At 68.2% G+C, this 26,156-nt stretch carries 25 protein-coding genes, 1 tRNA gene and 1 rRNA gene; 15 read left to right on the forward strand and 12 right to left on the reverse strand.

What is annotated here, in order from left to right; all coding sequences use genetic code 11:
- The first annotated feature begins 44 nt into the window (after nt 1–44).
- Together E6N53_RS19710 and E6N53_RS19715 are read left to right on the forward strand one after the other, a co-directional pair.
- Complete coding sequence (locus E6N53_RS19710; protein ID WP_142861129.1) at nt 45–1,430, forward strand: hypothetical protein; 1,386 nt, start codon at nt 45–47, stop codon at nt 1,428–1,430.
- A gap of 135 nt (nt 1,431–1,565) precedes the next feature.
- Nucleotides 1,566–3,887 (forward strand): bacterio-opsin activator domain-containing protein, encoded by a 2,322-nt coding sequence (locus tag E6N53_RS19715; protein ID WP_142861130.1) that lies wholly within the window; start codon nt 1,566–1,568, stop codon nt 3,885–3,887.
- Nucleotides 3,888–4,189: 302 nt separating this feature from the next.
- On the opposite strand, the gene sufB is transcribed toward E6N53_RS19715, so the two are convergent.
- On the reverse strand, nt 4,190–5,623 hold the full coding sequence (gene sufB / locus E6N53_RS19720; protein ID WP_142861131.1) for a Fe-S cluster assembly protein SufB: 1,434 nt from the start codon (nt 5,621–5,623) through the stop codon (nt 4,190–4,192).
- A gap of 191 nt (nt 5,624–5,814) precedes the next feature.
- Here sufB and E6N53_RS19725 point away from each other — a divergent pair, with 191 nt between their 5' ends.
- From E6N53_RS19725 to E6N53_RS19735, 3 genes are all read left to right on the forward strand, one after another.
- Nucleotides 5,815–6,006: an HVO_2922 family protein gene (locus E6N53_RS19725; RefSeq protein ID WP_136591924.1), complete on the forward strand. Its 192-nt coding sequence runs from the start codon at nt 5,815–5,817 to the stop codon at nt 6,004–6,006.
- A 103-nt stretch (nt 6,007–6,109) separates the two neighbouring features.
- Nucleotides 6,110–6,856, forward strand: coding sequence for an archaeal proteasome endopeptidase complex subunit alpha (psmA, locus tag E6N53_RS19730; protein WP_142861132.1), 747 nt, complete (start codon nt 6,110–6,112; stop codon nt 6,854–6,856).
- Nucleotides 6,857–6,861: 5 nt separating this feature from the next.
- Complete coding sequence (locus E6N53_RS19735) at nt 6,862–7,698, forward strand: MOSC domain-containing protein (protein WP_142861133.1); 837 nt, start codon at nt 6,862–6,864, stop codon at nt 7,696–7,698.
- 14 nt (nt 7,699–7,712) lie between these two features.
- On the opposite strand, the gene E6N53_RS19740 is transcribed toward E6N53_RS19735, so the two are convergent.
- A complete protein-coding gene (locus E6N53_RS19740) occupies nt 7,713–8,447 on the reverse strand; it encodes an SDR family oxidoreductase (protein WP_142861134.1) in 735 nt (244 codons plus the stop codon).
- A 151-nt stretch (nt 8,448–8,598) separates the two neighbouring features.
- Between E6N53_RS19740 and E6N53_RS19745 the strand changes: the two genes are divergently transcribed.
- Nucleotides 8,599–8,673 (forward strand) — tRNA-Glu (locus E6N53_RS19745).
- A 148-nt stretch (nt 8,674–8,821) separates the two neighbouring features.
- Here the strand turns inward: E6N53_RS19745 and queC are convergent.
- From queC to E6N53_RS19765, 4 genes are all read right to left on the reverse strand, one after another.
- Nucleotides 8,822–9,517 (reverse strand): 7-cyano-7-deazaguanine synthase QueC, encoded by a 696-nt coding sequence (gene queC / locus E6N53_RS19750; RefSeq protein WP_142861135.1) that lies wholly within the window; start codon nt 9,515–9,517, stop codon nt 8,822–8,824.
- Between the two features lie 133 nt (nt 9,518–9,650).
- The gene (locus E6N53_RS19755; protein WP_142861136.1) at nt 9,651–10,436 is read right to left on the reverse strand and encodes a 7-carboxy-7-deazaguanine synthase QueE; all 786 of its coding nucleotides are present in this window, start codon (nt 10,434–10,436) and stop codon (nt 9,651–9,653) included.
- Nucleotides 10,437–10,438: 2 nt separating this feature from the next.
- Entirely contained in the window at nt 10,439–10,897 is a 459-nt protein-coding gene (locus E6N53_RS19760) for a 6-pyruvoyl trahydropterin synthase family protein (RefSeq protein WP_142861137.1), read from the reverse strand.
- Between the two features lie 24 nt (nt 10,898–10,921).
- A complete protein-coding gene (locus E6N53_RS19765; protein ID WP_142861138.1) occupies nt 10,922–12,208 on the reverse strand; it encodes a hypothetical protein in 1,287 nt (428 codons plus the stop codon).
- 211 nt (nt 12,209–12,419) lie between these two features.
- Here E6N53_RS19765 and E6N53_RS19770 point away from each other — a divergent pair, with 211 nt between their 5' ends.
- Complete coding sequence (locus tag E6N53_RS19770) at nt 12,420–13,598, forward strand: thiolase family protein (protein ID WP_142861139.1); 1,179 nt, start codon at nt 12,420–12,422, stop codon at nt 13,596–13,598.
- A gap of 21 nt (nt 13,599–13,619) precedes the next feature.
- Here E6N53_RS19770 and E6N53_RS19775 read toward each other — a convergent pair whose 3' ends face one another.
- Complete coding sequence (locus E6N53_RS19775) at nt 13,620–14,255, reverse strand: DUF7344 domain-containing protein (RefSeq protein ID WP_449421041.1); 636 nt, start codon at nt 14,253–14,255, stop codon at nt 13,620–13,622.
- A gap of 119 nt (nt 14,256–14,374) precedes the next feature.
- Between E6N53_RS19775 and E6N53_RS19780 the strand changes: the two genes are divergently transcribed.
- Nucleotides 14,375–15,082 (forward strand): HAD family hydrolase, encoded by a 708-nt coding sequence (locus E6N53_RS19780; protein ID WP_136591934.1) that lies wholly within the window; start codon nt 14,375–14,377, stop codon nt 15,080–15,082.
- Nucleotide 15,083: 1 nt separating this feature from the next.
- Here E6N53_RS19780 and E6N53_RS19785 read toward each other — a convergent pair whose 3' ends face one another.
- Nucleotides 15,084–15,788 (reverse strand): HNH endonuclease, encoded by a 705-nt coding sequence (locus E6N53_RS19785; protein WP_142861141.1) that lies wholly within the window; start codon nt 15,786–15,788, stop codon nt 15,084–15,086.
- 105 nt (nt 15,789–15,893) lie between these two features.
- On the opposite strand from E6N53_RS19785, the gene leuS reads away from it, so the two are divergent.
- Nucleotides 15,894–18,590, forward strand: coding sequence for a leucine--tRNA ligase (gene leuS, locus E6N53_RS19790; protein WP_142861142.1), 2,697 nt, complete (start codon nt 15,894–15,896; stop codon nt 18,588–18,590).
- A 45-nt stretch (nt 18,591–18,635) separates the two neighbouring features.
- Nucleotides 18,636–19,166, forward strand: coding sequence for a CinA family protein (locus E6N53_RS19795; RefSeq protein WP_142861143.1), 531 nt, complete (start codon nt 18,636–18,638; stop codon nt 19,164–19,166).
- A gap of 5 nt (nt 19,167–19,171) precedes the next feature.
- Here E6N53_RS19795 and E6N53_RS19800 read toward each other — a convergent pair whose 3' ends face one another.
- Both E6N53_RS19800 and E6N53_RS19805 read right to left on the reverse strand, forming a co-directional pair.
- Nucleotides 19,172–19,807 (reverse strand): universal stress protein, encoded by a 636-nt coding sequence (locus tag E6N53_RS19800; RefSeq protein WP_142861157.1) that lies wholly within the window; start codon nt 19,805–19,807, stop codon nt 19,172–19,174.
- 80 nt (nt 19,808–19,887) lie between these two features.
- On the reverse strand, nt 19,888–21,078 hold the full coding sequence (locus E6N53_RS19805; protein ID WP_142861144.1) for a redox-regulated ATPase YchF: 1,191 nt from the start codon (nt 21,076–21,078) through the stop codon (nt 19,888–19,890).
- A gap of 171 nt (nt 21,079–21,249) precedes the next feature.
- On the opposite strand from E6N53_RS19805, the gene E6N53_RS19810 reads away from it, so the two are divergent.
- From E6N53_RS19810 to E6N53_RS19830, 5 genes are all read left to right on the forward strand, one after another.
- Nucleotides 21,250–21,624 (forward strand): DUF8124 family protein, encoded by a 375-nt coding sequence (locus E6N53_RS19810; protein WP_142861145.1) that lies wholly within the window; start codon nt 21,250–21,252, stop codon nt 21,622–21,624.
- Nucleotides 21,608–22,096 carry a hypothetical protein gene (locus tag E6N53_RS19815; RefSeq protein ID WP_142861146.1) on the forward strand — a complete coding sequence of 163 codons (489 nt, stop codon included), beginning with the start codon at nt 21,608–21,610 and terminating at the stop codon, nt 22,094–22,096. Before E6N53_RS19810 ends, E6N53_RS19815 begins: the two co-directional genes overlap by 17 nt.
- Nucleotides 22,097–22,172: 76 nt before the next feature.
- Nucleotides 22,173–23,057 carry a winged helix-turn-helix transcriptional regulator gene (locus E6N53_RS19820; protein WP_142861147.1) on the forward strand — a complete coding sequence of 295 codons (885 nt, stop codon included), beginning with the start codon at nt 22,173–22,175 and terminating at the stop codon, nt 23,055–23,057.
- A gap of 190 nt (nt 23,058–23,247) precedes the next feature.
- On the forward strand, nt 23,248–23,694 hold the full coding sequence (locus tag E6N53_RS19825; RefSeq protein WP_142861148.1) for a hypothetical protein: 447 nt from the start codon (nt 23,248–23,250) through the stop codon (nt 23,692–23,694).
- Nucleotides 23,691–24,113, forward strand: a complete 423-nt coding sequence (locus E6N53_RS19830; protein ID WP_136603393.1) for a hypothetical protein — start codon at nt 23,691–23,693, stop codon at nt 24,111–24,113. Before E6N53_RS19825 ends, E6N53_RS19830 begins: the two co-directional genes overlap by 4 nt.
- Before the next feature lie 89 nt (nt 24,114–24,202).
- Here the strand turns inward: E6N53_RS19830 and E6N53_RS19835 are convergent, their stop codons facing one another.
- Nucleotides 24,203–25,780 carry a hypothetical protein gene (locus E6N53_RS19835; RefSeq protein ID WP_142861149.1) on the reverse strand — a complete coding sequence of 526 codons (1,578 nt, stop codon included), beginning with the start codon at nt 25,778–25,780 and terminating at the stop codon, nt 24,203–24,205.
- A 287-nt stretch (nt 25,781–26,067) separates the two neighbouring features.
- Nucleotides 26,068–26,156: ribosomal RNA gene (gene rrf / locus E6N53_RS19840) — 5S ribosomal RNA — on the reverse strand; the annotation flags it as partial.

A 26,156-nucleotide genomic window follows, 5' to 3' on the forward strand; every position in this document is an offset into this window, starting at 1 on the left:
ACGAGCGCCGAAACGCTTGACTCGTTGGCGCGGCACGTGTTCGCATGGGTCTCGTCCCCGTCGAGACGGTCAGGCGGCGTCTCCGTGGGCTCTCCGAGGAGCGGTTCGTCGCGTTCGTCCGTGCGCTCTGGAGCGCACGCGGGGCGGAGACACGCGTCGTCGAAGGGACGGCTGTCGTTGAGGCGCGGCGGGACGGGCGGACGACACGCCTCGGCGTCGTCACGGGACGGCGGCTCCCACCCGAGGCCGACGGCCGAGACGTCGACGTGTTCGTCCTCGCCCGGCCCTCGTCGTCCGTCCGCGGGACGAACGCGTTCGAGGGGCGCATCGTCGACAGCGACGGTATCCACGGGATGCTGCTGTACGCGGTTCCCCGGTCGGTGGCCGAGGACCTCTGTCGGCGGTTTCTCGACCAGGCGCTCGTGACCGAGGCGGCCGACGCGAGGTCCGAGAGCGCACCCCGTGTGCCCGCGCACTCGGCGTCGCTCGTCGTCGGCCTGGTGGGGCTCGCTCTCCTCGTCGCCGGCGTCTTCGGGGGGCCGATGCTGTACGGAGGACCGAACCCGGTGTTCGGGGCACCCGCGTCGGTCGGGGCCGACCCGGTCGACGACGGCGAGACGGCCGAGTCCACCCCGACGAACGCGGATGACGCTGAAGAGCCGTCAGTCGACGCCGCGTCCTTCCCGCCAGGGCTCGGGCCCGACGGCGTCGCCGACGCCGGCGCGCTCGCCGACGCCCACGCGAAGGCGACGACGGGGCAGTCGTACCGGGTGACCATCACTCACCGTGAGTACGTCGACGGGCGGCCGACCGCCTACCGGCGTGAGACGGTGTTCGTCGCCGAGCCGACGGTGTACCGGACGGAACTGGAGGGAGCGGGGCGCTTCGAACGGGGACCGCTCGTCGTCTCGGGAGCGGAGGCGTTCGCCGACGGGGAGACGCGGTACCACCGCCGCGTCGTCGCCGACGAGTTCGAGGGGACTGACACCGTCGACTCCGAACCGGTCCGCGGGGTCAGAAACGGAGAGGGTCGGTACGCGGACCGGGTCGAACAGTACGTCGACTGGTATCTCTCGGTCTCCGACTCGGCTGTCGTCGACAGCATCGAGCGCGACGGGACCCGGTACTACTGGGTGCGCCTCGGCGCCGACACGTACCCGGGCGTCGAGAACTCCACGGGCAGCGCTCTCGTCGGCGAAGACGGCCTCGTCTACGAGGTCAGGCGGCAGTACGACTACCCCGGCTCGACCGGCGTTTCGGCCGTCGTGAGCATCCGGTACACCGACGTCGGAACGACGACGGTCACCCCTCCACGGTGGTACGACGAACACGTCGGGAGGACGAACGCGACGGCGAGGACGACCACACCGGCGGCTGTCACGAACGCGACGGCCACACCCGCGAACGCGACGGCGGGGGCGACCGACTGAGGCCGACCGCGTCGGCACGAACCGATATCTGCCGGTATCCCGTCCGCCGCGTGACGGTCGTACCTCCAATCGTGCCTGGCCATACCGACGTGTGACGGTAGAAGAGGTATATCCTCACGCCACGAAGGGTGAGTCATGGCGACTTCACCCGGTCCTGGTTCGGGGTCGTTCCCCGAAGCCCGCTTCTATCGCCTCGCGATGCAGTCCCTCCCCGACACGGTGTTCGTCGCGTCCAGCGACGGACGCATCAGCTGGGTCTGTGACAACGTGTCCGCGGTCTTCGGGCCGGAACCGGCGACCATCGTCGAGTCGGAGACGGTCGCCTCGCTGCTGTCTCCGGCGTTCGTCGACCCACTCGCCCCCGATACGCGACGGCTCGAGAACCAGCCGGTCACCGTCACCGACAGCGACGGCGTCGCCCACCACTTCCTCGTGACCGTCACGCGCATGGTCGACGACGAGGCGGACGAAGTCGACGCTGTAGGAGCGGACGAGGTCGATGCTGTGGACGGCCCGCTCGTGTACGCCTGCCGCGACGTGACCGACACCGAGCGGTTGAGGGGGGAACTCGCCGAGCTGTTCGACAGAATCACCGACGGGTTCGTCGCGCTCGATACGGAGTTCGTCATCACCGACGTTAACGACCACGCCGTGGAGCTGTTCGGGCGGCCCCGGACGGACCTCGTCGGCACACACCTCTGGTCGTTCTCGCCCGACCCCGAGTCGACCCGGGCGTTCGAACTCTTCCCGCTGGCGCTGGAGACTGGCGAGCCGCTGTCGTACGAGACCTACTTCGAGCCGCAAGACCGCTGGTACGAGGCGCGGGTCTTCCCCTCCGACACCGGGTTGTCGGTGTACTTCCGGGACATCTCCGAACGCGTCGAAGACCAGCAAGCGCTCGAAGCGAGCGAAGCACGGTTTCGCGCCCTGTTCGAGGGAACGCTCGACGCGCTCGTCCTCGCGGACGACAGCGGCGAGTACCTCGACGCGAACCCGGCCGCGTGCGACCTGTTCGGCCTGCCGCGAGCCGAACTGGTCGGCCGGTCGGTGGCGGACTTCGCGTCCCAGGAGTTCGACTTCGAGAGCGCGTGGAGCGCGTTCCTCGACGCCGGGTCGATGCGCGGCGAGTTCGAACTCGTGCGTCCGGACGGCGACACGCGAGTCGCCGACTTCGCCGCCCGCGCCGATATCCGCCCGGGCGAACACCTCTCGGTCCTCCGCGACATCACCGAACGCGTCGAACGGGAGCGCCAACTGGAGGTCCAGCGCGACGAACTCGCGCATCTGAACCACATCAACCGGCTGGTCCGGGAGGTGAATCTGGCCATCGTCGGGGCCGACACGCCGAACGAGGTCCTGTCGGGGGTCTGTCGACGGCTGGTCGCCGCCGACGTCTACCAGCACGCGCTCGTCGCCACCGAGACGGCCGGGGGTCGATTCGAGGTCGCGGCCGCGTCGGGGCTCACGGCCGGGGCCGCCGAGGCCGTCGTCGCCGCGTTCGAGCGCGAACTGACGGCGGCCGGCCGGCGCGCGACGTCGGTCATCGCGCCGACGCCGGCGGTGGTCCGCTCGACGGTCGACGCCGACGTGTTCGGCTGTTTCCCGCTCGCGTACGGGGAGACGGTCCACGGGGTGTTGGTGATCGGGGCGGACCGGAGCGGCGAGACACCCGTCCTCGTCGGGGAGGAACAGCATCTCCTCGACGACCTCGGCACGACCGTCGGGAAGGCCATCACGGCCGTGACTGCCCGCCGCCTCCTCCACGCGGACGAGGTGGTGACCCTGGAGTTCACCGTCGACGACGCCGACGACGTCTTCAACGAACTGAGTCGACGAGTGGATGCGAGGGTGACGGTGACCGCGCTCGTCCCGATCGCCGACGGTCGACACGCGTGTTATCTCACGATGGACGGCTCGGACGTCACGGACGAGTGGGACGCCGAGACGCTCTGTGAGGCGGTCGAATCGCTGGACGGGGTCGGGGCCTGCCGCATCATCTCGGCCGACGACGACATCCAACTCGAAGTACACGCCGACAGTTCGCCCGCGCTGGCGCTCGAGGCGCAGGGGACGCACGTCCGGACAGTGACCTCGACGAATGGCCAGGGGACACTCGTCGTCGAGGTGCCGGCGGAGTCGAACGTCAGGAACCTCGTCTCGGGCCTGGTCGCGGACTACCCACAGACGCGGCTCGTGCGTAAACTCACAGAGCGCCGCTCGACGACGCGTGCGGGCTACGTCGGCGGGGGACTCTCGACGACCGACGACGCGACACGGTCGCTCACCGAGAAGCAACTCGCCGCGCTCCGGGCGGCGTACGCCGGCGGGTACTACGACTGGCCCCGGCGCGGAAGCAGCGCACAGGAACTCGCCGAAGCGCTCGGGGTGGCTCCCGCGACCTACCACCAGCACCTCCGCGCCGCCGAGGGGAAACTCGTCGGGGCGTTCTTCCGGTAGCGTCGGCGGCGACGCTCGTGTGGCCGGAGGACGCTCACCCGTTCGCCTCGCCGGACTCCGCGTCTCGGACAGTCCGCGTCCAACGCGAGAAACGGTCTGAGCGCGGTGAAGAGGGTCACGACCCACGACCCAGACGAGTCTCGGGGTGCGCCGTGGTTCGAGACTGGCCCCGCATGGAACGACGACGGTGGCAGTGCGGAGGGGGACGAACAGGACAACGCGGAGTGGGACGAACGGGGCAGCGCGGAGTGGGACGAACTCGGGAGGGTCGTCCCACCAGTCACGCGCCGGGCGAACGCCGCTCAGCCGAGGCTGCCTTCCATCTCCAGTTCGACCAGCCTGTTGAGTTCGACCGCGTACTCGATGGGTAACTCGCGGGTGATCGGTTCGATGAAGCCCGAGACGATGAGCTGTTTCGCCTCGTCGTCGCCCAGCCCCCGAGACTGGAGGTAGAAGACGTCCTCGTCACCGATCTTGCCGACGGTGGCCTCGTGGGCGACGTCGACGCGGTCTTCGAGGATTTCGATGTGCGGCATCGTATCGGAGAGCGAGTCGTTGTCGAACATCAACGCGTCACACTCGACGGTGCAGGAGGAGTCGACGGCACCGTCGGCGATACGGACCAGTCCGCGGTAGTTGGTACGACCGCCCTCGCGGGCGATGGACTTCGACACGATGGTCGAGTTGGTCTCGGGTGCGTTGTGGTACACCTTCGCCCCCGTATCGATGTCCTGCCCGCGGGAGGCGAAGGCGATGGTGATGTGATTGTCAGACGCACCGCGGCCGTTGAGGATGGTCGCGGGGTACAGCATCGTGACCTTCGAACCCATCGACCCCGACACCCACTCCATCCGCCCGCCGCGGTCGACGATGGCGCGCTTGGTGTTGAGGTTGTAGGTGTTCTTCGACCAGTTCTGCACCGTCGAGTACTGGACGTGGGCGTCCTCCTTGACGAACACCTCGACGCAGCCGGAGTGGAGGTTGAACACCGAGTATTTGGGAGCCGAACAGCCCTCGATGTAGTGGACCTCGCTGCCCTTCTCGGCGACGATGAGCGTGTGCTCGAACTGTCCCATCCCCGCCGAGTTCATGCGGAAATAGGCTTGAATGGGCATGTCGAGGGTGACGCCTTCGGGGACGTAGACGAACGACCCGCCCGACCAGATAGCGCCGTGGAGCGCGGCGAACTTGTTGTCCGACGGGGGCACGCACTTCGTCATGAAGTACTCCTCGACGAGGTCGGGGTGTTCTCGCACCGCCTTGTCCATGTCCATGAAGACGACGCCCTGAGACTCCCACTCCTCGCGCATGTTCTGGTAGACGATCTCGGACTCGTACTGGGCACCGACGCCCGAGAGCGCGTTTCGTTCGGCCTCGGGGATGCCCAGTTTGTCGAAGGTGTCACGGATGTCCTCGGGGAGGTCGTTCCAGTCGCGGACGCCACCACGCACGTCGACGTCGGGCCGGATGTACGGGATGATGGCGTTCACGTCGACCTCCGAGAGGTCGGGTTGGTTCGTCCAGCCCGTCGGCATCGGCATCGCGTGGAACTGTTTCAGCGCACGGAGCCGTCGCTGGAGCATCCACTCCGGTTCGTCTTTGTCCTCGGAGATGACCCTGACCGTCTCCTCGGTGAGGCCCCTCTCCGCGGCGAACGCCGCACGCTGTTCCTTCTTGAAGTCGAAGCGGGCCTGTGCGTCCGTCTGCTTGAAGTGTTGCTCCTCGCGGGTGCTCATGTTCTCATCTCGGGTCCGAGCGGGCATGAAGATATCTTATTCGTGATTTATTTCGAGATAATAGAACGAGACGTGAACCGTAGGAGGTGGTGACCGGGTCGAGCGGTGCCGGCGCGACGAGACACCGGACGGGCGCGGACACCGGTGTTCGCCGGCAGGTAGTTTTTGTGTCACCGCCACGACCCCCAGATATGAGCAACGCCACGTTCGAGCTGTTCGTCGACCGAGCGGGCGAGCACCGCTGGCGGCTCGTCCACGACAACGGGAACGTCATCGCCGACAGCGGCGAGGGGTACGCGTCGCGGCAGAAGGCCCAGCAGGGGCTCGAGAGCGTCAAAGAGAACGCCCCGGGAGCCGAGGTCGTCGTCGTCGACGACGAGTGAGGCCCAGCAGGGGCTCGAGAACGAGCACATTAAACGCCGTCGGACACGGGAACCACGGCCGACTCGAGAGCCTTTATCCGTCCGTAGCGACGAGAAGACGGTAATGAAGCGGAACGACCAACAGGCGTACGACCGCGGGACGTCGCTGTTCTCTCCCGACGGCCGCATCTACCAGGTCGAGTATGCACGGGAGGCCGTCAAGCGCGGCGCACCCGCCGTCGGCGTCCGCGCGAGCGATGGTGTCGTCCTCGCCGCACAGACGCGGACGAGTTCGTCGCTCATGGAGACCGAGAGCGTCGAGAAGCTCCACAAGCTCGACGACCACATCGGCGCGGCCAGCGCCGGGCACGTCGCCGACGCGCGGCAACTCGTCGACGACGCTCGGCAGGAGTGTCAGGTGAACCGTCTCCGCTACGGCGAGCCAATCGGCCTCGAGACGCTCACGAAGGCGCTCACCGACGACATCCAGGAGAGTACGCAGTTCGGCGGCACCCGCCCATACGGCGCGTCACTGCTCATCGGCGGCATGGACGGCGGCGAGCCGGGCCTGTTCGCGACCGACCCATCGGGGACCCCCCAGGAGTGGAAGGCGGTCGCCATCGGCGGGTCGCGCGGGGAGATTCAGGAGTTCCTCGAGGAGAACTGGTCGGCCGACCTCTCGACGGACGACGCGGTGACGCTCGCCCTCGAAGCACTGCTCTCCGGCGTCGACTCCCTCACCGGCGAGGAGGCGAGCGTCGCCGTCGTCACGGCTGACGGCTACCGGCATCTCTCGGTCGACGAGGTCGACGAGGTGCTCGAAGACGTCCTGCCCGAAGACGCTGCCGCCGACGAAGGCGAAGACGAGTAGGACGCGTGAGCGACAGGGACCCCGACCCACGCCTCGCTCGCATCACCGTCTATCCCGTCAAGTCGCTCGACGGTGTCGCCCTCGACAGCGCGCGGTTCGTCTCCGGCGGCGCGCTCGAACACGACCGTACATACGCCCTCGTCGACGCGGACGGCGAGTACGTCAACGGCAAGCGCGAACGCCGAGTCCACCGCCTCCGGAGCGAGTTCGACGTCGAGTCGCGAACCCTGGAACTCTCCGCACCCGACCGCGAGTCGACCGCGTTCGACCTCACGCGTGACGAAGCCGGCGACCCACAGGACACCGAAGCGCTCACCGAGTGGCTCTCGGCGTACTTCGGCTACCCCGTGTCGCTCCGCCACGACCGAACACACGGCTTCCCCGACGACACGGACGCCTCGGGACCCACCGTCATCTCGACGGCGACCATCCGGGAGGTCGCGTCGTGGTATCCCGACATCTCGCCCGACGAGATGCGACGCCGCCTCCGCGCGAACCTCGAGATCGGCGGCGTCCCCGCCTTCTGGGAGGACACCCTCTTCGACAACCGCGACCACGTCGTCTCGTTTACTGTCGGTGACGTCGAGTTCGAAGGGGTAAACCCCTGCCAGCGCTGTATCGTCCCGAGTCGCGACCCCGACACCGGCGAGGAGACGGCGGGGTTCCGACGACGATTCGTCACGCGGCGCGAGGAGACGATGCCGCCCTGGAGCGGCGGTGACTGGTTCGACCACACCTTCCGGGTGATGGTCAACACTCGTGTCGAAGCGGTCGGCCGAGAACCGTCCGTGTCCGTCGGCGACCCGGTCACCGTCGGGGAGACCCGTCCCGCGGACCGATAGCGCCCTCGGACGGGTCAGAAGCCGCTGAACTTGTCGCGGCGGTAGAGGTCCAGTTCCTGCACCGTCGAGCGGTCCTGCGCGGCCGCGAAGACGATGGCGTCGGCGATCTCGTCGGGTTCGGTCACCTCGCCGGCCTCGAAGCGTTCCTCGAACGGTTCGCCGTCCTCGCTCCCGAACTCGGTGCGGACCTCGCTCGGGTTGATGACGCTCACGCCGACACCGCTCTCACCCAGTTCGGCGGCGACGCTGTGGGCGAAGCCACGGAGCCACCACTTCGTCGCCGCGTACACGGGGTTGAACGGCCGGGGGTACTGCCCGGCGAAGCTCCCGACGAAGACGAGGTTGCCCGCCGACTCCGTGAGATGGGGGATGGCCGCTCGGGTCGTGAAGAACGACCCGTCAGTGTTGGTCGCCATCATCTGTCGATACTGGTCGGTCGAGAGGGACTCGACGTCCGAGCCTCTCCCCAGGCCGGCGTTGTTCACGACGACGTCCAGTGAGCCGAAAGCGTCGACGGTTTCGTCGACCATTCGCTGAACCTGCTTCTCCTCGCGGATGTCTGTCGGAAGGGTGGCCGTCGAGACGCCGTACGCGTCCGTGAGTTCGTCGGCGAGCGCGTCGAGGCGCGATTCGCGTCGGGCCGCGAGCGCGACGGCGGCACCTTCCTCTGCGAAGGCGTGCGCCGTCGCTTCGCCGATTCCCGAACTCGCTCCGGTGACGAGGACCGATCGCGTCGAAAAGTCGTGCATAGGGGCTGTGCACGGGCGACCCACTTGAGTCCGACCCCTGCCACCGCGCCTGCCGACCCGTCTGGAAGCGCCCGCGACGTGCGTCAAACCGGCACACAGCAGGCGTGAAACGGAAGCGTTTTACGTATCTCAGCGTTACGAAAGAGTGCACGCTCCGTTGGTGTAGTCCGGCCAATCATCTTGCCCTCTCACGGCAAGGACCAGGGTTCGAATCCCTGACGGAGCACTTCTCCTCTCTGAATTCACAGATATCCAGTGACACGGCCCTCCGAACGACTCCCGGTCGTGTCGAGTTCGACGCACCACTCACGCCGAAGCGAATGAAACCAGCGCAGCGTCTCCCCGAGAAGAGACAGTAGTGGACAGGCCGACGCTCAGTCGACGTAGTCTGGCCGTTCGTCGTACGCGATGGGGTCCCGCACGCCCACCCGCTGGAAGGCCTGCAGGCGGAAGGCACACGAGTCACACGTCCCACACGCCGGTGCCTCGGAGCGGTAACACGACCACGTGTGTTCGTACGGCACGCCCAGTTCCAGCCCGCGGGCGGCGATGTCGGTCTTCGACCACTCGACGAACGGAGCCTCCAGTGTGATGTTCGTCTCCGGCTTCGTTCCGACGTCGACGACCGTCTGGAACGCCTCGAAGAACGCCGGTCGACAGTCCGGATAGCCCGCGAAGTCCTCGGCGTGAGCGCCGATGAAGACGGCCGACGCTCCCTGTGCCTCGGCGTACGACGTGGCCATCGCCAGCAGATTCGCGTTCCGGAAGGGGACGTACGACGTCGGAATCTCCTCGCTCTCCATGTCCGCGTCGTCGACGTCGATGTCGTCGTCGGTGAGCGACGACGCGCCGATGCGCGCGAGGTGTTCGGTCTCGATGTGGAGGAAGTCCGCGGCGTCGACGACGTCGGCCAGTGTCCGCGCAGACTCGTACTCTCTGTCTTCGGTCCGCTGGCCGTAGGAGGTGTGCAAGAAGAGCGGGTCGTATCCGCGCTCACTCGCCTCGTACACGGCCGTCGCGCTGTCCATCCCGCCCGACACCAAGACGACTGCGGTCTCGTCGCGACTCATGGGCGGTGGCTCCAACTCGTCGTGCGTAATCGCTGTTTCGTGGACACGTGTCTCGTCGGGTTCGGGGTCAGCTTCGTCTTCGTCTTCGTGGTCATCGTCATCGGTGGCTCCGTCTCCGTCTCGGTGTTCGTGGTCACGTTCCCGGCGCGTCGTTCCAGAGGTCGACGTGCAGGCGCGGCGTGTAGCGGTAGCCGTACTCCAGTGCCAGTTCGGCGGTCAACGCACGGGTCTCGGCCAATCGCTCGCGCGTCGTCCCCTCGGGCATCAACAGCACGTCGTCGTTCCGGATGCGAGCGTCGCTCACCGAGCGGAGCGTGTCGACGAGCGCCTCAACCTCGTCGACGTCCGCCCGAGCGGTGACGACGAACTTCAGCTGGACGTCGTACGCGTCGACGAGCGCCGCGAGCGCGTCGAAGTCGAGGCGGTCCGCCTCGTGACGTCGCTCCCACACGCCGATGTCGGCGTCGCCGCCGTCGGGCGGTCGCTTCGCAGTCGGAGTGGACGAGGCGAGTTTCGGGCTGATGGAGACGAGGTCGATCGGCGCGTCGCGGAAGACCGTCCCGTTGGTCTCGACGGTGGTGTGATACCCACGGTCCGAGAGTTCGGACAGGAGCGACTCGACCGGGTCGTGTATCATCGGTTCGCCGCCGGTGACGACGACGTGGTCGCCGCCGTACTCGTCGACCTGTGAGACGAGGCCTTCGACGTCGACCCAGCCGTGCGTCGGCTCCCAGGAGGTGTGGTACGAGTCGCAGAACCAACATCGGAGGTTACAGCCGGAGGTGCGGACGAACGTGCTCGGGACGCCCGCCAACGTTCCTTCCCCCTGGAGCGAGTGGAACACCTCGTTGATGGGGAGGGCGTCGTCGCCGACGGTGTTCGGAGCGTCGAAGTCGCTCGCGTCCGCGTTGACGGGCACGGTCAGCGACTCGCGCAGAGTTCGTTCGTCTCGGCGACCGCCACGGCGACGTCGGAGACGGTGTCGGGGAACGCCTCGCGCAGCTTCCGTTCGAGGACGACCGCCATCACCTCCGCCGTCGGCGGGTGGTCGAGGACGACCACGGCGTCGCCGTCACCCGACTGCTCGAACGCGTCGACGAGCGGGTCGGTCGCTTCGAGGAGGAACCGGTGGTCCCACTCGTCGACGACGCTCGTGACGTCGCCCTTGTCGACGACCCACCCCTCCTCGGTGAGTTCGCCCGTGACCGTCACCGATATCTCGTAGTTGTGTCCGTGCGGGCGCGAGCACTTGCCGTCGTGGTGGAGGATTCGATGGCCGGCGCTGATTCGGATGGGACGGTCGCGGCCGACGTGGAGGGTCCGCTCGCCGGCGGCCGAGATGACGTCCGGTTGGTATTCTTCGAGTACTCTCCCAGCCATACTCAGCACTTACCGATTGGCTACTTAACGATGCTCATCCCGGCCGAGAGCCGCGACCCGTCGGCCGGGGTCCAGCGGTTCCCGCAGGCACCACACGTCCGCCGTCGGGTCGAGGCGGTTCGGTTCACGCCCGCGGTCGGTGAGGATGCCGGCGTGGTAGAGCATGGTCTTCAGCTGGAAGACCGTCGGCGAGTGATAGACGTTGCCGTCGGCGAGCGCGGCCGCGCGGAGGGCCCCCTCCGCGTCAAGGACGCGCGACCGAACGTCGTCGGTTCCGCGGACGAAGAGTTCGACGGTGAACGTCGGATGGTGGGTGAAGAGCCACTCGACGAGGTCGACGAGCGACGGGGTGTGAACGCCCTCGTCGTGCATTGCCTGGAGCTCTTCGACGAGCAGCGTCGTCGCCGGGTACGCCCAGACGACCCGCCGAGCCAGCAGCCCCCACTCCGGAGCGAGGTCGCAAAAGCGCCTCCGAGACCCCTTCCACTCCGCGACGGCCTCGAGCGACGCGTCAACCGACTCGTACCGATGGAGCGCGAACCGAATCACCTCCTCGCCGAGTGGCGTGAGGGTGACGCCGGCGGGGGCGTCTTCGACGAGCCCCAGAAACGCCGCCCCCCGACGGGCGCTGACCGTCGCCCCGACGACGTGCTCCTCGAGGACGGTCTCGGTGTCACCGGCGTGGTAGTGCGCGAGCGGATACGCGAGGTAGTTCTTCGGGTGGTTCAGGCCGAACGACCGGTTCGCGACGCCCTGCGCGGTCGCCTGAAACCGGATGGCGCTCGCGTCGTCGGACGTCCGGTTGCCGACGACCCGTGGCACCTCGAGCGGTTCGACGCTCCCGTCGGCCGCGACACCCAGCACCCCGACGTTGAGTTCGCGAGCGAGTGTGCGCGCCGACTGGGAGAGCGCCGAGGTCGGTGCCGCGAGGTACGCCGCGTTGGCCTCGTGAAGCCGGTCGTACGCCTGGACGATTCCTCGCTCGACGTCGACGAACCCGTCCGCCGTGTGTCCTTTCGCCTCGACAGCGACGAGCGGGGGGTGCTCGCCGAACCGCTCGACGGCCAGGAGGTCCGGTTCGAGTCGGCGCACCCCGACGAGGTCCGGATACCCCCCGCCCAGTTGGACGTGGTTGAACGGGGCCAACTGCGCGCGGACGTCGGCTGGAATCGGCGTTCCCGGCAGCCACTCGTCGGCCGCGAACTGCGTGTCGACGACCGAGTAGGTGTCCGGTTCGTCGGCGTCGGGGAACAGCCGCCGCTTCGCATGCGCGAGGACGTGTGGTTCGGGGAGCGATGCGGCACTGGCCATGCGCACGGCTCCCGGTCGACGGTGAAGAAGCTTCGGTGCCGACTGGTGGTTCAGCCATCCGTCTCTCGGTTCGAGCACGGGCGTACGAGGGAGACAAACGCGGTTGGTCTGCAACCCGCGGGCCAGCGGCCATCACGGGAGGTGCGGACGGCCGAGACGGAGACCGGCAGCCGCACAAACACTGATGAATGTCGTGGACGAGGGGAGTGGTATGAGCGATATCGTCCTCGTCGACGGCGCGCGGACCCCACACGGAACCCTCCTCGGCTCGCTCGCCGCCGTCGAGAGCGTCGAACTCGGACGTGTCGCCCTCGACGGTCTGCTCGACCGCGTCGGCCTCGACCCGACGGTCGTCGACTGGGTGTGTCTCGGCAACGCCATCCAGGCCGGCATCGGACAGGTCCCCGGGAGACAGGTGGTCGTCGAGTCACGCCTCCCGGAGTCGACGCCGACGACGACGGTCAACGAGGCCTCGGGGTCGGGGCTACGAGCCATCACGCTCGCCGCCGACCGCATCGCCGCGGGACGGGCCTCCTTCGCCGTCGCCGGCGGGTTCGAGTCGATGACGAACGCCCCGTGGGTGCTGCCCGGATTCAGGAAGGGGAGACGGCACGGTGACGTCACGCTGAAGGACTCGATGCTGCTCGACGCGCTCTGGGACGTGAACCTCGACATCCACATGGGCGAGATAACCGAACGGCTCGTCGACCGCTTCGGCGACGAGTACGACCTCTCGCGCGAGGCACAGGACGCCTATGCGCTGGAGAGTCACCGACGCGCCGCGGAGGCAATCGACCAGGGACGCTTCGACGCCGAACTCGTCCCGGTCGACACGGGACGTGAGGTGGTCGACCGCGACGAGGGGCCGCGTCCCGACTCGACCATGGAGGACCTCGCGCGGCTCGCACCGGCGTTCCGTCCCGACGGGACCATCACCCCCGCGAACGCCTCGAAGCTCTCCGACGGCGCGGGCATCGTGCTCTTGGCGGACGCCGACGCGGCGGCGGACGCAGGGCTCGAACCGATGGCCCGCCTCGTCGACTACGACTTCGTCTACCGTGCGCCAGACGAGTTCAACGAGGCCGTCGGCGACGTCACGGAACGCCTGCTCGATTCGACCGGTGTCGCCGTCGACGACGTCGACGCGTTCTGGGTGAACGAGGCGTTCGCCGCCCAGTCGACGTACGTGCAACAGCGACTCGACATCCCGCGCGAGAAGATGAACCCCTGCGGCGGTGCCGTCGCCTTCGGCCACCCCATCGGCGCGTCGGGTGGGATGCTCGCGACGTCGCTCGCGTATCAGCTCGTCGCCGACGACCTCGAGTACGGCCTGGTCGGCATGAGTCTCGGCGGCGGCGGGGCCGTCATGTCGCTGTGGCAGCGCACGTGAACGGCTGGTGGGAGGGGCCAGTCAGACCACGTCGTCGACGACCGCCCCTGCCGCGACGGGTTCGACCCGCTTGCGCTCGGCGTCGTACCGGAGGAGTCCGGCCCGGTCGAGTTTCGGCAGGTGTAGGTGGTGGAACGCGAGGCGGAGCGCGTCGAGGTCGCGTCCACTCGTATCGACGGCGTCGGCGTGTTGCACCGCCGTCACCAGCGTCGACAGCGCCACCGGCCCGTCTATCCGCGAGAGGACGGTGAGGGCCGCGCGCCGTTCGTCGACGGCGAGCAGCCGAAAGCAACGCGCCGCTCGGGTTCGGTCGGCTTCCAGGAACGCCTGTGCGTCCGGGACGACCGGGCGGGGCTCGGAGAGGCGCGTCCGGACCGTCTCGTCTTCCCACGCGATCAGTCCGGCCCGGTCGAGTTTCGGCAGGTGCAGGTGGTACAGTTCACACAGCACGCGTTCGGCGTCACTGTCGGGGACGGCCTCGACCGAGACGCCGCGCTCGTCGGCCACCACCGCCGCCGCAAGCCGCGCTTGTTGCATCGGCCCGTCGCGGTCGAGCGTCGACAGGATGGTTCGGCAGCGAGCGTCGCTCAACACCGCGTAGATTCGCCGCGCTCGGTTCCCCTCGGGTGACTCGTCTCCCCGTTCCGTGCTCCCCATCACGTGTGACGCTTCGTGGCCAAGCCACGTAGTCGTATGCCCGAACTGTGTCGGTGTGAGTGTTCATCACACACCCCCGGGGCGAGTGCGTTTTTGTTCGTTCCCTGCGTAGTCGGAGCGTGTCCGTCTTCGACGCCGTCCTGTTCGACCTCGACAACACGCTCTGTCGCGGCGACCAGTCGGCGGAGACGATTTATTTCGGCGCGTTCGAGTGGGCCGACGTCGACCCGGTCGGGAGTCCGTCGGACCTCTGGGGGGCGCTCGACGGTGACCCGCCGCCGCACGACCCGACCGACTACCTCGCCGACGGGTTCGAGCGGGTCGCCGCCACGCACGGGGTGGCGGTGGATGCGGGACGTCTCGCCGAGGGGTTCCTCGCGACTGTCGACTACCGCGCCGTCTCGTTCGTTCCGGGGGCAGAGCGGGCACTCGACGCGGCGCGCGAGCACGGCCCCGTCGGACTGCTCACGAACGGGCCGTCGTCGCGGCAGGCGGTCAAGCTCGAGGCGCTCGGCATCGAAGGGGCGTTCGACGTCGTCGTCTACGCGGGCGACCTGTCGCGGCGGAAGCCGTTTCCGGAGCCGTTCGAGGCGGCGCTCGGGACCCTCGGCGTGCAGCCGGGCGCGGCGCTCTACGTCGGCGATTCGGTCGAGTACGACGTCGCCGGGGCCCACCGGGCAGGACTCCACGCCGCGTGGTTCGCGGGGGAAACCGAGTGGGACGCCGAGACACGGGGTGGCGTCGAGCGACCGGCGTACGTCCTCGAACGCATGGACGACCTTCCGGACGTGCTCGACGACGCGGGCGCGGGGCCGACCTCACCGTAACTCACGCCGGGAACCAGTCGAGGTTCTCGTGGTGTTCGTTTCGCGCCGAGAGGTAGGAGGTGTCCAGCACGACCGGGTCGGGGAGTGTGAGGGTCGACCCGTCCGCCTCGACGAGGGTTCGTTCGAGGACCGCACTGTCGGTCTCGAGCGAGGGGTTCGTCCGGAGCGTGAGCCCGGCGTCGATGGTGAACAGGCCGCGGTCGAACGCGGCGTGGTGGGTCCGGTCGAGGACGAGTACGTTACCCGGGTCCAGTCGGTGGTCCGGATGCTCACTCCACGAGAGGACGTGGGCGACGTCCAGCAGGCGTTCGTGGTCGACACCGGAGACGGGACAGCGACAGCCGAACCGTGCGAGTGTAGTCCGTCGGAAGCTCGTCGGGAGCGACCGCGCACCGACGACGGTGTCGGACGTCTCGGCGTGGTACGGTTCGCCGTCCGATTCGACCTCGACGTCGGGCGTGCCGTGTTCGTACGAAAGGGTGTGTATCTCGTACAGTCCGCCCCCGTGAAGCGTAATCTCGTCGCGTCTGCCGAGTTCCTGCAGGACACGGCTCATCGTCTGCCCCGGCGTCTGCGCGCCGGGGAACTGTCGCTCGAATCGCGGGAGCGCCTGTTCGAGGAGTTCCTGCCGCGAGACGGACGACGACCCTGTCTCACGTCGGAACCGGTCCAGTTCACGCCGAACCGCATCACGCCACTCCGACATAGTTCGACGAGACGGGCAGTGAGCTTTGATCTGTCGGCGGAGTTCGGGGGGCCGCCCGAACAATCATATCCCTCCGCGCCGCAGGGAGGTTCAAGACGTTCTACCATGTCTCAGGGCTACAGTCACGGGCGGGTGCAGGAGTACTGGCAGTCGGTGTGGGAACGCGAGGGGGTCTACCGCGCAGACGACGCGTCGGACCCGACGTACGTGCTGGGGATGTTCCCCTACACCTCCGGCGAACTCCACATGGGTCACGTCCGGAACTACACCATCACCGACGCGTACGCCCGCTACCGACGGATGCAGGGCGACGACGTGCTCCACCCGATGGGCTGGGACGCCTTCGGCCTCCCGGCCGAGAACGCCGCCTACGACCGCGACACCGACCCCCGGTCGTGGACCGAGACGTGTATCACACAGATGCGCGAGGAGATGGAGACGATGGGGTTCGGCTACGACTGGTCGCGGGAGGTGACGACCTGCGACCCCGACTACTACCGGTGGAACCAGTGGCTGTTCACGCGCTTTTACGAGGCGGGCCTGGTCGACTACGAGGCCGCGACGGTCAACTGGTGCCCGGACTGCGAGACGGTGCTCGCCGACGCACAGGTGGCGACGAAGGCGGTCGATTCCGGGGGCGCCGACGATGACGCTGACGCTGACGTCGACACCGAGGACGCGGAGTCCGTCGAGGTCTGCTGGCGGTGTGAGACGCCGGTGAGCCAGCGCGACCTCGACCAGTGGTTCTTCCGAATCACCGACTACGCCGACGAGCTTCACGAGGGCCTGGACGACCTCGGCGGCTGGTCGGAGGGCGTCCGCGAGATACAGCGCAACTGGATCGGCCGCCGCGAGGGCGCGACGGTGACGTTCGACGTCGACGGACGCGACGCCACCGTCGACGTGTTCACGACGCGCCTCGACACCGTCTACGGCGGGACGTTCGTCGCGCTCGCCCCGGGACACGACCTCGCTCGGGAACTCGCCACCGAGGACGAGACCGTCGCACAGTACGTCGACATGGTCCGCAACGGGCCGGACGGCGAGCGCACGTCGGGTCTCGACACGGGCGTGCGAGCGACACACCCGCTCACCGGTGAGTCCCTCCCCGTCTACGTCGCCGCCTACGTCCTCGACGACGTCGGCACGGGCGCGGTGATGGGCGTCCCGGCCCACAACGAGCGTGACCACGCCTTCGCACGGACGCACGACCTCCCCGTCGAGCAGGTCGTCGAACCCGTCGACGGGTCGGGGGCGAACCTCCCCGACGAGCCCTTCACCGCGGACGGGATGCTCACCGGGAGCGGCGAGTACGACGGCCTCGCGAGCGCGGCCGCCCGCGAGCGACTCCTCGACGCGGACGGGGTGGAAGCGCACGTCACCTACCGCCTCCGCGACTGGCTCATCTCGCGACAGCGCTACTGGGGGACGCCCATCCCCGTCGTCCACTGTGACGACTGTGGACACGTCCTCGTGCCCGACGAGGACCTGCCCGTCGAACTCCCCGCGTTCGTCCAGACGACGGGTAACCCGCTCGACGCGAGTGACGAGTTCGTCCGGACGGCGTGTCCCGACTGCGGCCAGCCGGCACGACGCGAGACGGACACGATGGACACCTTCGTCGACTCCTCGTGGTACTTCCTCCGCTTTCTCTCACCACAGCTAGAGACGGCCCCGTTCGACACCGACCGGGCGAACGACCTCCTCCCCATCGACGTCTACGTCGGCGGCGACGAACACGCCGTGCTCCACCTCCTCTACATCCGCTTTTTTACCCGGGCGCTCTGTGACCTCGGGCTCCTCGACGTCCGCGAACCCATCGACCGACTCGTCAACCAAGGGACGGTCCTCTACGACGGCGAGAAGATGTCGAAGTCGAAGGGGAACGCCATCGCCCCCCACGAGTACGGCGCGGAGACGACGCGGCTGTTCGTGCTCTCGGCAGCGCACCCGAGACAGGACTTCGAGTGGACCGCGAAGAAGGTCTCGACGTCGTACGACCTCCAACAGCAGGTGTACGGGCTCGTCCGGTCGTACACCGAGAGCGACGAGGTGGCCGCCCGTGACGAACACGCGCCGCACGACACCTACCTCGAACGCGAACTCGACCGGACCATCGCGGCCATCACCGCCGATTACGACCGGTTCCGGTTCCACCGCGTCGTGAGCGAGATTCACGGGGTGGTCCGCCTCCTCCGCCGCTACCAGGCGTACGACACGCCGTACAAGTACCCCTACGAACGGGGACTGCGGGCACTGACGCGCGTCATCGCACCCATCACGCCCTTCCTCGGGGAGGAGCTGTGGAGTATGCTCGGCGAGGACGGCCTCGTCGCGGAGGCGCGCTGGCCCGAACCGCTCCAGGACGTCCCCGACTACCGCATCGAGCGGGAACTCGTCCGCAAGACGCTCGAAGACGTTCGCGGCATCACCGACGTCGTCGGAATCGACGCCCCCGAGCGAATCGAACTCGTGGTCGCCCAGCCGTGGAAGTACCGCGCGTACGAGATTGCCCGCGACGCCGACCCCGACGCGGCGGTCGTCGGGACGGTGATGGCGGACAGCGAGGTCAAGGCCCGAGGAGAGGCGGCCGCGGAGTTCGCCGCCGACGTCGCCGAGCAGAAGCCGGGGCTCGAACCGGCGCTCGATCCCGAGACCGAGCAGGCGCTGTTCGAACAGGCTACCTGGCTCTTCGAGGAGGAGTTCGGTGCCGACGTCGTGGTGCGGCGGGCGACGGACGACCCCGACGACGACCTCGCTCGCAAGGCCCGCCCCGACAAGCCGGCCATCCACATCGACTGAGAGCACAGCGCGGGGATTCATGTTCTCGCGGGTCCGCCAGAGCGTATGTCCGAACGAGACGACGAAGCTGACGCCGTCGAGGCCCGCGTCGGCGAGGCGCTTCGCGAGCGCGGCCACACCGTCGCCGTCGCCGAGTCGCTCACTGGCGGTCTCGTCTGCGCTCGACTGACCGACATTCCCGGGTCGAGTGACTACCTCGAACGCGGGGCTGTCACCTACTCGAACGACGCGAAACTCGACGCGCTCGCGGTGTCGCGCGAGTCGCTCGACGCCCACGGCGCGGTGTCCGCGGCCGTCGCGCGCGAGATGGCACAGGGGGTGCGCGACACCGCGAGCACGACCTGGGGTGTCTCGACGACGGGCATCGCGGGCCCGACGGGCGGGACCGCGGAGAAACCGGTCGGCCTCGTCTACGTCGGCGTCGCCTACGCCGCCCCGTGGAGGAGCGGCGAGTCGTACACTCGAGCCGACCGGTACGTCTTCGACGGAGACCGCGGCGAGGTGAAGACACGGAGCGCGACCCAGGCGCTCTCGGACCTGCTCGCTGCCGTCGAGGCCGTCGACGGCCAGGGCTGACCGTCTCAGTCCTCGGGCGCGGTGACGATACGGGGCTCACCCGTCGACCGGTCGACGTAGACGGTGGCGTGTCTGTCCTCGACGTTCCCCTCGAACACCCACGCGTGGCGCTCGTTGTACGCCCCCTCGTCGAGGGCGACCGCCTCCTCGCCGTACCGCTCGACCAGCGCCTCACGGGCGACCGTTCGCGCCGACTCCTCGGACGGGACCGCGTCGGTCGGGGTCCGGAGTCCGACGGTGACGACGGGGACCGGAGAGGACCGGACGACCTGTTCCGTGACGCTCCCGAGCAGGTGGCGTTCGAGGCCCGTCCGGCCGTGCGTTCCCATGATTATCATATCGGCACCGATTTCGTCACGATAGCCGAGTATCTCCTGGGTAGGGTCGCCTCGACGGAGCGCACTCACGAACGCGACGTCGCTCTCGGCCGCCCGTGTGCGGACGACGTCGATGGCCTCCTTCCCCCGCGCGGACAGGTCGTCGTCCAGCGCCTCCGCGCCCGCGACGGGAACCTGACTGTCGTCGACGACGTACAGTGCGTGGAGCGTCGCATCGTAGGTCTCCGCCAACTCGACGGCGTGCTCGACGGCACGTTCGGAACCTGGGCTCCCGTCGGTCGGGACGAGTAGCGTGTCGTACATGAGACTCACCGTTCGAAGCGTCCCGACGAGTTCACAAATAGCTGGCTCCGCTTCCGACCCCGTGAGAATCGAGCCCCCACTCAGCTGGTCGTGACGAGTTCGACCACGTCGCGGTGGTCGAGTTCGTGGTCGCCGCCGATCTGTCGCCCCGAGCGGCAGTCGATACCGTGTAAGAGGCCGTCGCCGATGTCCGAGTGGATGTGGTACGCGAAGTCCTCCGTCGTCGCCCCCTCCGGGAGGATGAAGCAGTCACGGAAGACGCCCTGGGTGTCCGCTCGGCCGTTCGCGCTGCCGGGAAAGACCGCGAGCGCACCGAGTTCGTCGAACAGCGCGGTCTCGAGCGCCTGCTGGACGCCGGTTCCGCCGTACTCGGAGACGAACCCACGGATCCGCTCGAGCCCCTTCAGCTGGTCGTCAGAGAGGTCGCCCTCGACGGAGAAGCCGTCCTCGCCGGCCTGATAGTCGACGACGCCCGCCTCCGCACCCTCTTTCAGCGCCTTCTCGGCGTGCGCGGACGCCGGGACGATGGTGAGGTGGTCGTACGCGGGGTCGGACGTGATGTCGGCGTAGTTCTCCTGGGCAGCGGGAGTGTCCATCTTGTTCGCGACGACGACCATCGGCTTCGTTCTGGTTCGGAGCTCGCGGGCGATTTCGAGCTTGTCGTCCGCGCTCCAGCTGTCGGGGTCGAGGTCGAGCCCGAGCGCGAGGATGACCTGTTTGATCTCCTCCTCGGAGGTGCGGAAGGCGTCCATCTGCGTCGCGAGGTCCACCTCGACGTCGCCCTCGGTGCCGTGGTAGCCCGAGCGGTAGCGTTCGAGCCCCTTCTCGAGGATGTCGAGATACCACTGGTCGAGTTCCTCCTCGAGGAAGGCGATGTCCTCGCGCGGGTCGTGACCCTCGGTGGGTTCGCCCTCGATGTCCGTCTCGCCGGAGAAGTCGACGACGTGCACCAGCACGTCGGCCTCGTTGAGGTCGGTGAGGAACTGATTGCCGAGGCCCTTCCCCTCGTGTGCGCCGGGGATGAGCCCCGCGACGTCGATGAGCTTCACCGGGACGAACCGGGTCCCGTCGTCGCAGAAGCCGACCGACGGCGTACACGTCTCCTCGAACTCCGGGGCCGCACAGGGGACGCGGATGTACGCCTCGCCGATCGAGGGGTCGATGGTCGTGAACGGGTACGCTCCCTCCGGGACGTCGTTCATCGTCGCTGCGTTGAAGAACGTCGACTTGCCCACCGAGGGCTTGCCGACGAGACCGATGCGATAGCTCATTGTGTCACGCTCGCCCGTCGGTGGGCAAAAACGCCGCTATCCGGACCGGCAGTGCCACGTCGTCTCCTGGCACGCATAGTGTGGACGCGTCCGAGTGGCGGCGGTGTGTGAGCACGGGCGGTGGAGCCGACGACCGCGAGGTATTTGCCGCGCGCGTCCGGACGGTGTGACATGAGCGACGCCGACCCGGATCACGACGGGGAGACCGACTCCGGGGCCACGCGGCAGGCTGCCGATGCGGACGAGGCCGACACGTTCGGCGTCGGTATCCACGTCACCGACGAGGAGTTCCAGTTCGTCGTCCACGTTCCCTCCTCGATCGGCTCCGGGTGGACCGACCCCGAGGCGTTCCAGCGGCTCGTCGAGCGTGTCGTCTGGGACCACCTCGAGCAGGAGTCGACGCTCCGCGAAATCGCCGTGTCGGCCACGACGGGCGAGACGGTCACGCTCGGTACCGTCACCCTGTTGCCCGACGGCACAGTCGTCGACCACACGCTGTCGGCACCGGGTACCAGGGAGGGGGCGACCGATGGCGGCGGACGGTGAGTGGATCGGTCACGTCCAGCGGAGCGCGCTCGAACGGGCGCTGGTCGACGACGTCGACGCCCGTCGGTACTTCGCGCTCGCGGGGACACTCGACGCCTACCGCACCCCGGCCGAGTCGGCCGCGACGGCGTCGTCGACAGAGGAACGGACGGACGCGAGCGGCGGTGTCGAGGGAGTCCTCCCGGCCGCGATGGTGTCGGTAGCGGTCGTCCCCTTCCTCGACGACGCGAGCGACTCACCGACGTGTACACCCCCGTCGACGGCCACCCCAGCGACCCCCTCCGCCCCCGACCCGTGGTCGCCGGGCGACGGCTCACTGCGGCCGGCAATCAGACGCGGGGCTCGCCTCGCCCTCCGCTGGTTCGACGTGTCACCCGCGCGGGTCGCGGGCCGTGCGGGTGTCCCCGAGGCCACGCTCGTCGACCCCGAAGACTCGTCGGAGACCGGGAAAGTCACCGACAACCGACGGTAGCCGAGGTTTTTTCAACGAGCGAACGAGAAGTCGACCGCGCCCGTCGCCTCGCCGACCTGTGCGACCCTCCCAACCCATGTCACGTCACCGTATTCGCTCCAGTGTCATCGCCGTGTGTGCCGTCGTACTCGTCCTCCTGGCGAGCCTGAGCGGCGGCGTCGCGTTCGAGACGGTCGACGCTACCGAACCGAACGGGGACGACGTCCCGTCCGCCGACCAGGCCGTCAACGCCGGCCCGACGGCGGCGACCGAACTGAACCCGGGTATCGACCGCACGAGACACGCGACGACGCCGACAGCAGTGCCGACCGCGACGCCCGCCCCTGCCGCGAACGGCGGCGACGGCCTGAGCCTCTCGCTCAGTCTGGACGGCAGCCTCGAGGACGACCAGTTCGCCCGAGAGGTCGGTGACACGCTCCGGGGACCGTCAGGACTGGTCGTACTGGCCGGGTACAGTCGACTCGACGAGACCGACCCGCTCTCGCATCCGCTCCGGGCCGAACTCTACGAGGCGGTTGCGCAGTCGCCGGGGACGTATCCGACGGCGCTCACAGACCGCCTCGATACGCCGCGGTCGACGCTCCGGTACCACCTGCGGGTTCTCGAAGACGCGGACCTCGTGTCTCCGACCGCGGTCGACGGACGGCGACGCTACGTCACGACGGAGGCGGGCGCGGCGGAGCGGGCGCTGGTCGCCGTCGACGAGGGGACGACGGCCGGTGCGCTCGTCGAACACCTCGGGCGTGAGGGAACGGCCACTGTCGGCGACCTCGCCGACGGCGTCGACCGCACGACTGCGACGGTCTCGTATCACCTCGAGCGGCTCGAAGAGGCCGGAGTCGTCGAGCGGACACGCGACGGACAGGCCGTCCGGAACCGGCTGACGAACGAGGTGACCCCACTCGTCACATCGGTTGTGACCTCCGACCCCGGTGGGTACGGGGCCGCGACGGACGACTGAGCCGGGTGGCTCGTCGGACGCCACCTTCTAGAGAGACCGGTCAGAAGTTCCTTTCCCTCCCCAGCCGTCGCTGGACGTAGAGGTCGCGTCGACCCGGCATCCCGACACACCCACGCGCCTCAGTGCTGTGCCCATGAGCTCCTGTTCCGACGCGGTCGCTGGGCGACGCGGTCTCGTTCAATTTTCGACTATGACCCCAGACACGACGTTCAGTCTACGCTCGCACGACACCGACCACGGACGAGCTTCGTCGCTGTCGGCCGCCGCACGCGTCGAGGACGAGTACGTCTTCACCGTAGTGAGCGAGCCGACCGCGGAGGTGGCCCCGACGAACCGTTCCGTCCGAGTCGACCCGAGCGACGGTGCGGCCGACGAGCTCGTGCTCCGTCTCACTCGGCGAGTCGGCGACGAGACGGGCCGGCGCTCGCCGCGCGGGGACGCCGCGACCGTCACCGTCCCGGCACCCGGTCTCGAATCACCGCCGAAGGTGCGCTCTCTGGAAGCGGTGCTCGAACGGTGGGTTCGTCGGCACCGGGACGCGGACGCCCTCGACGGGGACGGAGAGCGTGTACCCGGCCAGTTCCCGGCTGGTGACGGGGAGACGACGACTCGGCCCACGTCGGACGACGACCGATGACCGCGAACGCAGACCGCCCCGCAGAGGTGGTGTCGTCCGGGCAGTCGACGGTGGAGACGACGACACCGACGCTCTTCGGCGTCGAAGGTGACGCGTACGTGTTCGTCGCGGTCCGCGAGGATCCGACGCTCGCTGGCGACTCGAACTGGCTGTCACAGACGCTACGTGTCGACCCGCACGGCGGCGCGAGAGACGAGTTCCGCGCCGACGTCACGGAGCGGTACCACGTCGATGGCCGAGAGTCGCACATCGCGTTCGAGGACCGGTTCACGCTCACACTGTCGGTCACAGCCACAGGCGATGACCTCGAACACCGGGTCGCGACGGTTCGCGACCGACTCGACCGGTGGTATCGGGACGCCTACCTCGATGGTGTGGCGGCCGATGCGACCGTCGAGTCTCTGGACGCTGAGGACTGACGCGACGGGCCCGCGCGACGCCGCAACCTAGCGCGCCCTCGGCGTCGGGACGGAGAGAGAAAGAGTGAATCCGCGTCGACGTCGGTCAGCTATCGCTTGGGGCCGTTACCGTTACCGTTGCCGTTGCCACCGCGGTTCCCGTTGTTTCCGCTGTTACCCGGTGCGTCGTCAGCGTCGTCTTCATCTTCACCTTCACCTTCCTCGTCGTCTCCGCCGTCACACCGGTCGGCGTCGACCTCACAGTCCGTGTCGGTCTCGTTCGTGCTCTCGTCGTCGGTCTCCTCGCCGTCGTCGGTCTCCTCTTCGGCGGTGTTCACGTGCGCAGGGGGCCCGCGCCGCTGCCCTTTTTCGCTCGCGTCTTCGTCGTCGACGTCACTGTCGTCTTCCTCGCGTTCCGGCGGGCCCGCGTGTTCGGGTCTGTTGTCCGAGCCGGGGCTGTTCTCCGTCGCGAAGTCGGAGACCTCCCGACCGAACTCCTTGCCGAAGTATCCCTCGTCTTTCAGTTGCTGGACGTACGCCGAGACCCACTGGCCGAAGTTCTCGTAGCCGCCGTTCTCGACGACTTCGAGGTCGGCCGTCGTCGTGACGTCCTCGCTACCGTTCGTCGCCGTTACGGTTACCGTGACGTTCTGGTCGGGGGCCGGGAGGCCGACGGTCCCCTCGGCGTTCGTGCTGTCGGTGCCGTTCCCGTCGTAAGGGGCGTCTGAGGTGACGGTCACCGTCGCGTTCTCGACGGTCGAGCCGTCATCGGTGACGGTGACGGTCGCAGTCCCGTCGCTGTTCTGGCGGAGTTCGACGGCGAGACCGGTGTCGACGGGCGACAGTCGAACATCGGTGGTCGCTTCATCGTCCCCCTCGGTCGCGGCGACGGTGACGTTCACCGTCTCCGCCGGTTCCGGAAGCGAAACAGTGCCGTTCGTGTCGGTCGTGTACGAGCCGTTACCCGCATAGGGGGTGTCCGAAGTCACGTTCACTGTCGCGTTCTCGACGATTGCGGCGTCACGCGTCACGGTCACCGTCGCCGCCCCGTCGTCGTTCGATGCGACGTCGACCTCGAACTCAGCGATGGGCTCGATGGTCGCCGTCTGAATCGCCTCGAGGTCGCCGGACGTCACGATGGTAGTGACTTCGGTCGCTTCGGCCGGTTCGGGGAGGGTGACGCTGCCGTTCGCGTCGGTCGTGTACGAGTCGTTGCCCACGTAGGAGGCGGTCGAACTCACGTCGACCTCGGCCCCGGCGAGCGCGTCACCGTACTGGGTGGTCTCGATGACGACCGTCCCGTCGTCGTTCTGGGTGATGTGCACGTCGATCGAATCCTCGACGGGAACGAGCTTGAACGTCTCCGTCGTGGTGGTGCCGTCGACCGTCGCCTCGACGTCGACCTCGACCGGCTGGTCGGGGTTCGGGAGTTCGAAGGTTCCGTTCGCGTCGGTCGTGTACGAGCTCTCGCCCGTGTAGGTCACGTCGGTCGTGACGTTCACCGGTGCACCCTCGACGGGTGTGCCGTCGGTGGCGACGGTCACCGTGGCGTTGCCCGTTGCCGGGTGCTGAGTGAGCGATACTGTGAGGTCCGTCGTCTCGGTCTCCTGTGCGCTGACGGCTGCGGGTGAGAGAGCGGTCATCACCAACAACGTCGCGACGAGGACTGCTGTGAGCGTTCGGTGCATCTCGGTCTCACCAAACAGTCACGATATCTTGAATGGAGCTCTCGCTCAACCCCGATTCGAGGCGATTCTGCTACGTTTTAGCCGGATTTACGCCGTTTGAGTGGGGGAGAGCGCGTCTGTAACGCTTGATTCCGGGGTTCTCGCCGAACGAGCGGTGAACGACCGCTCGCGCGCAGGACGCCGGGGGTGGAAGCTTCGAAAGACGAAACCCCCCACGAACACCGCGCCCGTGAGGGGCCATCGAACCCTGAGCCACTGGCTCGAGACGAGTGAAGGACGAGTATGAGTGGAGGCGGCGAATCGGTGTTCCCAGGGGGTCGCCCACCCCAGTACTTGCCGACACGCAGGCGAGCTTAACTTCCGTGTTCGGGATGGG

The sequence above is a fragment of the Salinigranum halophilum genome, from assembly GCF_007004735.1.
Classification (GTDB): domain Archaea; phylum Halobacteriota; class Halobacteria; order Halobacteriales; family Haloferacaceae; genus Salinigranum; species Salinigranum halophilum.